The sequence below is a fragment of the Candidatus Poribacteria bacterium genome (genome assembly GCA_021295755.1).
Taxonomy (GTDB): Bacteria; Poribacteria; WGA-4E; order WGA-4E; family PCPOR2b; genus PCPOR2b.
Map to the genome: position 1 here is coordinate 1 of JAGWBT010000168.1, position 5,902 is coordinate 5,902.

Here is a 5,902-nt window from a genome sequence, read left to right on the forward strand (position 1 = left end):
AAACGCCACACTTGGCAGATCTCTCTTATCGTTCTTACGAGCAGCTGCCGATTCGACCGATGGTACCGGAACCCAGTGGATCGACATTAGATCCTTGGCCTCCGGAGGCACCGAATAGTTAAGGCGATAGAAATCTGTTATCCTTCGCCTTGCCTCTGCGTCACCGCTTTGAAAACTAGCACGGCGAGTACTGCGCCGATAATCTGCATCAGGATAAATACCGCTCCATCGACAGGCATTACACCTGCCGCCGCGTAGGTGAACATCCGTGCAAAAGTAACTTGCGGGTTGGCGAACATGGTGCTTGATGTCGCAATTAGCTGTCCGCCAACTAACATGCCAACCACCAAGGAGAGTTTATCCGATTGGTTGTGCACCAAAAGGAGAATTGCAAGAACAAGAATGAAGGTGCATAGAATCTCCGAAAAATAGTTCCCTCCCGGGCGGGCTACTTCAGAAACAGTGATCAGTTCGGGAATTTTATGATAGAACATCAGATGCGAAAAGATTGTCCCTGTAAATCCACCGGCGACCTGCGCCAACATATAAATTAACGCCTGTTTCCAGCCGATTTTACCACCGATTGCCATTGCAAGGCTTACCGCGGGGTTGAAATGGGCACCGCTGATAGGACCAAATATCTCAACGAGGGTAAAAAGAATAAACCCAATGGCAATGCCACCAGCTAGGATCGTGAGATTGATCTCGGCACCTAGTACTTGATTGAAAAGGATAATTGGCGCGATTGCCGCCATGACGAGGAACAGCGACCCCAAATACTCACTCAGAATTCGAGAACCTATCGCATATTCTTCTTGCTTTGATGCCATTTGAAACCTCCGTTTGTCTTTTTATTAATCGAATGCTTATTCCAATCGTCCCATTGCAGCAGGGACACCTTATCATACTGATTTCTGGAAAAATTATCAAAGCAAAATTCTATACACATGTCGCCCCGCTGGGGCTTGAGAGTCGGTTTCATTGTGCTTGCTATATACATATCGCCCCGCTGGGGCTTTAGGTGACCACTTGAGTTAATTTAATTTTATGGCTGGAACCTTCAAAGGATTGAAACGATATGAAAATTACACAACTCGAAATTCTCCCCGCGCCATTTCAGGGGCGGGCGTATATTTACGTCAAGCTGCACACCGATGAAGGTATTATCGGCATCGGCGAAGCGTCCTGTTCGGGAAAAGAGGGCGCATTGGTGGGCGCATTGCGAGATGTTGAAAATGTGCTGATTGGAGAAGACCCATTTCAGGTCGAGAAACTCTGGCAGATGATTTATCGCAACGCTTTCTGGCGAGGTGGTCCGGTGCTCATCGGTGCGCTATCCGGCATTGAGCATGCACTCTGGGATATCAAAGGGAAAGCCTTGAACGTCCCGGTGTACGAGTTGATAGGCGGCATGTATCGGCACAAGATGAAGGTTTACTGCTGGATTGGCGGGAGCACACCAGAATCTTGGGCGGAGGCGGCTGTACAACGGCTTGAAGCGGGTTGGGGCGGACTGAAATTTACGCCATTTGATCCGACGGGCCCCGCCTTCAGTCTCGCTCACGGCAAAAAAGTGGAAGCAATAGTCAAAGCGGTGCGCGAAGCGGTCGGCGACGAGGTCCCAATCGCGATTGATGGTCACGGTCGCCTGAACCCCGTCAACGCAATGGAAATGGCAAAACGGATTGAACCTTACGGCATCCTCTTTTTCGAGGAGGCGGTGCTCCCAGAATCGGTCGATGCGATGGCAACGCTGCGTCGGAATGCAGGCGTTCCAATCGCCACCGGAGAGCGACTCTACACGCGCTACCCCTTCCGCGAGTATCTCGTCAAGGGCGCCGTGGATGTCGTCCAACCCGATATCTGTACCTGCGGTGGCATTATGGAAGCGTTCAAGATTGCGGCGATGGCAGACGCGTTTTTCGCCACGATTGCGCCACACAATCCACTGAGTCCCCTGTCAACGGTGATTTGCCTACACTTGGACACCGTCGTGCCAAACTTTCTTATCCAAGAAGTCCCGAACGGAAATAATCCGGAACGGAAGAACCTCATCGATGGGTTTGAAGAGAAGCCAGTCGATGGACATCTGAAAGTGCCGCAGGGGCCAGGTTGGGGCGTTTCGCTAAACGAAGATTATATCCGCTCGCTTTCAGGTGATCCCTCACGCGGGAAGTGGGATGCCTTCGGTGTCGATGGCTCCATCCTTGATCTGTAAAGATAAAATAAAAAGAAAACTATAAATTTCCCCATTTTCCCCGTTGTTTTAATGTGTTGAGATTAAAAGTGAGGAAACGTTAGTATGCGATTGAGTTTAATTTTCTCCCTCATGTATTTGTGCATCATTGGAAGCAGTCTTGGAGGCACGGTTTATGCTGCTGAGGATTCACATCCACACGAAGCAGCTCTCAAGAATCCCGATGGGACATGGAAGTGGGCGAATGCCCTCATCGGTGAAACAAGCCCTTATCTGCTTCTACATGCCCACAATCCGGTTGACTGGTATCCGTGGGGTCCCGAGGCGTTGGATCGGGCGAAGGCTGAAAACAGACCGATTTTCCTCTCCGTGGGTTATTCTACCTGCTACTGGTGTCACGTCATGGAACGGAAGGTGTTCTCAGATCCAGAGATAGCCGATCAGATGAATGCCCTGTTCATTAACATCAAGGTAGATCGGGAAGAACGCCCGGATATAGATGAGATTTATATGACCGCCACCCAAATCATGACAGGTTCTGGCGGTTGGCCCAACTCTGTTTTTTTGACGCCTGATCTTCTCCCTTTTTTCGGGGGAACTTACTTTCCACCGGAGGATAGTCGGGGTCGTCCCGGCTTTCCGAGAGTCCTAAACGCACTGCATGAGGTGTGGACTAATCAACAGGCGGAGGTCATAGCACAGGCGGAGAAGATAACGGAAGTCATCATACAGGCAACGGCTGCCGCCCCGGCTTCCATCGGGGAAGCGCCGCTGGATAGGAAGCTGATCTCGGCAGCGGTGAAAGCACTGCGATCGAGGTATGACGCTACACACGGCGGCTTCGGTGGCGCGCCAAAGTTTCCGAGCCCCACAAATCTGGAATTGTTGTTGAGCGAGTATCAACGTGAATCTTCCGAATCGACCCTTGAGATGGTCACCAACACCCTTGACAAGATGGCGCATGGTGGAATGTATGATCAGATTGGTGGCGGTTTCCACCGTTACTCGGTTGATGCTAAGTGGCTTGTGCCGCATTTTGAGAAGATGCTGTATGACAACGCCCTACTCGCGAAAGTATACCTGCAAACCTATCAGCTCACGAAAACCCTGCTCTACCGACGGATCGCTGAGGAGATTTTCAGTTTCGTTTCACGAGAGATGACATCTGCCGAGGGTGGTTTCTACTCAGCACTGGATGCGGAAGTGGATGCGGAAGAGGGCAAATCCTATATCTGGACAAAAGAACAGATTCAAGAGGTCCTTGGGAAAAAGGATGCCAAGCTATTCATGCAGGTTTATGGGGTGGAGGAAGGGCCCAACTTTGAAGGCGGGACCAATATCCTTTACCTTCCCGTCCCCCTTTCAAGTGTAGCGAAATCACTCAAAAAGTCGGAGGAGGACCTCCACAGCCAACTTGCACCGCTCAAGGCAAAACTACTCGCGGCGCGGGATCAGAGGAAACAACCCCTGCTCGATACGAAAGTGATCACAAGCTGGAACGGCTTAATGATTGATGCGTTTGCCTACGGCTACGAAGTGCTCGGCGATAAACGGTATCGTGACGCGGCGGAGAAGGCTGCCCGGTTTAACCTGAAACATCTTCGGACCGCTGACGGACAACTGATGCGGACCTACAGGGATGGTGTTGCCAAATATAACGGCTATCTCGACGATTATGCCTTCCTCGTTCGTGGTTTACTGGGTCTGCATCAGGCAACGGGCAAAGAGACTTGGTTGAATGAAGCAAAGTCCTTGACCGAGACAATGAGTCAACTATTTTGGGACGACAAAAACGGCGGTTTTTACTTCACGCTTGCCAACCAAAAACATCTGGTTGTACGCACCAAGAATCCTTACGACTCTGCTCTCCCATCGGGGAATGCCGTAGCAGCCAATAACCTGCTCACCATCGCCCAACACGTTGGCGAAAAGGATTATCTGGATAAGGCGGAAAAAACGCTTCAAAACTTCGCGGGCATGATGGGACAGTCGCCCGGCGCTTTTATGCACATGCTTTTTGCTACAAATCGCTATCTTTCGACGGATTGGACCAAAGTCGGAGTAGCACCCCAAGCAGAGTCACACCAATTCGGTTTGAACACAGAGAGAATAGGCGAGATCAACCTCTTCGGGCTGCCGAAAGCCCCGGTGGATTTACCTTCAGAGGACGAACTGTTGGCGATTGCAGCCTCCATACCCTCGACGGGGGACATCGTCCCCGGAAACGCCTTTGATGTAGAGGTGAAGGTTGAACTCGCTGAAGGGTGGCATATCAACGCCAATCCCTCTTCGTGGGATCTGCTGATCCCGACAACTGTGTCCGTCAGTCCCGACGCTTCCGTCGAAATCGTGTCGGTCACATACCCCAAGGGGAAACCGTTCCACGCAGATTGGAAAGAGACTCCAATTTCCATCTATGAAGGCGATGTCACGATCAAAATGACATTGCAGTTGAAGCCGGGTGAAACAATCGAAAAAGCGTTTCCGTTGAAGATAAGTGTTCGCTATCAAGCGTGTGATGCGCACCGGTGCACCCCGCCGTCAACCGCAACAATCCCGCTCTGGGTGAACACTTACGAGAAAAGTTCCAACTAACATATATCAGGTGAGCGTGTGTAAATCGGACGATTTACCGTGCGAACCCCTAACCCAACTATAGGAGGTTACTATGGATCTAGGATTGGCAGGAAAGGTTGCCGTCATCACAGGCGGTAGTGAAGGCATTGGCAAGGGCATCGCCCAACGGCTCTGCGAAGAGGGCGCGAAGGTCGCGATCTGCGCTCGTCGTGAGGATGTCTTGGAAGAGGCAGCACAAGAGATTAGGGACGCAACGGGCGGCGAAGTGCTCGCAGTCGCTGCCGATGTGACAATCGCCGGAACACTCGAAAATTTTATCAGCCAAACGGTTGATAAGTACGGAAAGATCGATATTTTGGTCAATAACGCGGGCAAATCTGCGGGCGGAAATTTTGAACAGGTCACCGATGCGGAATGGTATGAGGATCTCGATCTCAAGTTGATGGGAGCGGTGCGCTGTGCGCGGTTGGCTATCCCTCACATGAGACCAACCGGTGGCGGACGCATTATCAATGTCACGCACCCCGGTGGCAAACAGCCGGACGCAGGCTCTGTCCCAACCTCTGTCAGTCGAGCGGCAGGCATTGCGATGACAAAAGCGCTCTCCAAAGAGTTGCTCGCCGACAAGATTCTCGTCAACACGGTTTGCTTGACCTCGATCAAGAGTGCGCAGGGTGAACGTTCTTGGAGAGCGGATGGCTCGCCCGGCACAATTGACGAGTATTGGGAAGCAAGGGGAGCGGAGCATCCGCTCGGTCGCTTGGGCGAACCGACTGAGGTCGGCGATCTCGTGGCTTTCCTCGTCTCAGATCGGGCTTCATACATAACGGGGACAGCGATCAATATTGATGGAGGCTTGTCAGCGGTTGTTTAGGAACTTTCGGCACTAGCTGGTGAGGTGTCGTTGCTGCGTTGTTCAAGAGTTCATCGGTTCATTGGTTCATTGAGACATTAATGAACTAGTGAACCGATGAACCAAATATGTTTCACGTTTCATAGACAGACAACTCTGTTATACACAAAAAACTCATAATGACTTATTGCAAATTTTATCAAAATCTTCCAATCTAAACCCCCGTCTTTTAATGCGGTGATACAGATTGGCTCCTTGTGTCAACGTCTACAAAC

Annotated in this window: 4 protein-coding genes; 3 read left to right on the forward strand and 1 reads right to left on the reverse strand. The window is 51.1% G+C overall.

The features are described from left to right. Positions 1 to 137 precede the first annotated feature (137 nt). Positions 138 to 830: an aquaporin gene (locus J4G02_20115; GenBank protein MCE2396831.1), complete on the reverse strand. Its 693-nt coding sequence runs from the start codon at positions 828 to 830 to the stop codon at positions 138 to 140. A gap of 248 nt (positions 831 to 1,078) precedes the next feature. Here J4G02_20115 and dgoD point away from each other — a divergent pair, with 248 nt between their 5' ends. The 3 genes from dgoD to J4G02_20130 all read left to right on the forward strand — a co-directional run bounded on the left by dgoD (position 1,079) and on the right by J4G02_20130 (position 5,648). Next, positions 1,079 to 2,218, forward strand: coding sequence for a galactonate dehydratase (gene dgoD / locus J4G02_20120; protein MCE2396832.1), 1,140 nt, complete (start codon positions 1,079 to 1,081; stop codon positions 2,216 to 2,218). A gap of 84 nt (positions 2,219 to 2,302) precedes the next feature. Continuing rightward, positions 2,303 to 4,792: a DUF255 domain-containing protein gene (locus J4G02_20125; GenBank protein ID MCE2396833.1), complete on the forward strand. Its 2,490-nt coding sequence runs from the start codon at positions 2,303 to 2,305 to the stop codon at positions 4,790 to 4,792. A gap of 73 nt (positions 4,793 to 4,865) precedes the next feature. Next, positions 4,866 to 5,648, forward strand: coding sequence for an SDR family oxidoreductase (locus J4G02_20130; GenBank protein MCE2396834.1), 783 nt, complete (start codon positions 4,866 to 4,868; stop codon positions 5,646 to 5,648). Positions 5,649 to 5,902: the final 254 nt, after the last annotated feature.

What these genes read in the sequence shown, in the direction of transcription:
- J4G02_20115 (MCE2396831.1), bottom strand. Translation starts at nt 830, where the DNA reads ATGGCATCAAAGCAAGAAGAATATGCGATAGGTTCTCGAATTCTGAGT.
- J4G02_20130 (MCE2396834.1), top strand. Translation starts at nt 4,866, where the DNA reads ATGGATCTAGGATTGGCAGGAAAGGTTGCCGTCATCACAGGCGGTAGT.
- dgoD (MCE2396832.1), top strand. Translation starts at nt 1,079, where the DNA reads ATGAAAATTACACAACTCGAAATTCTCCCCGCGCCATTTCAGGGGCGG.
- J4G02_20125 (MCE2396833.1), top strand. Translation starts at nt 2,303, where the DNA reads ATGCGATTGAGTTTAATTTTCTCCCTCATGTATTTGTGCATCATTGGA.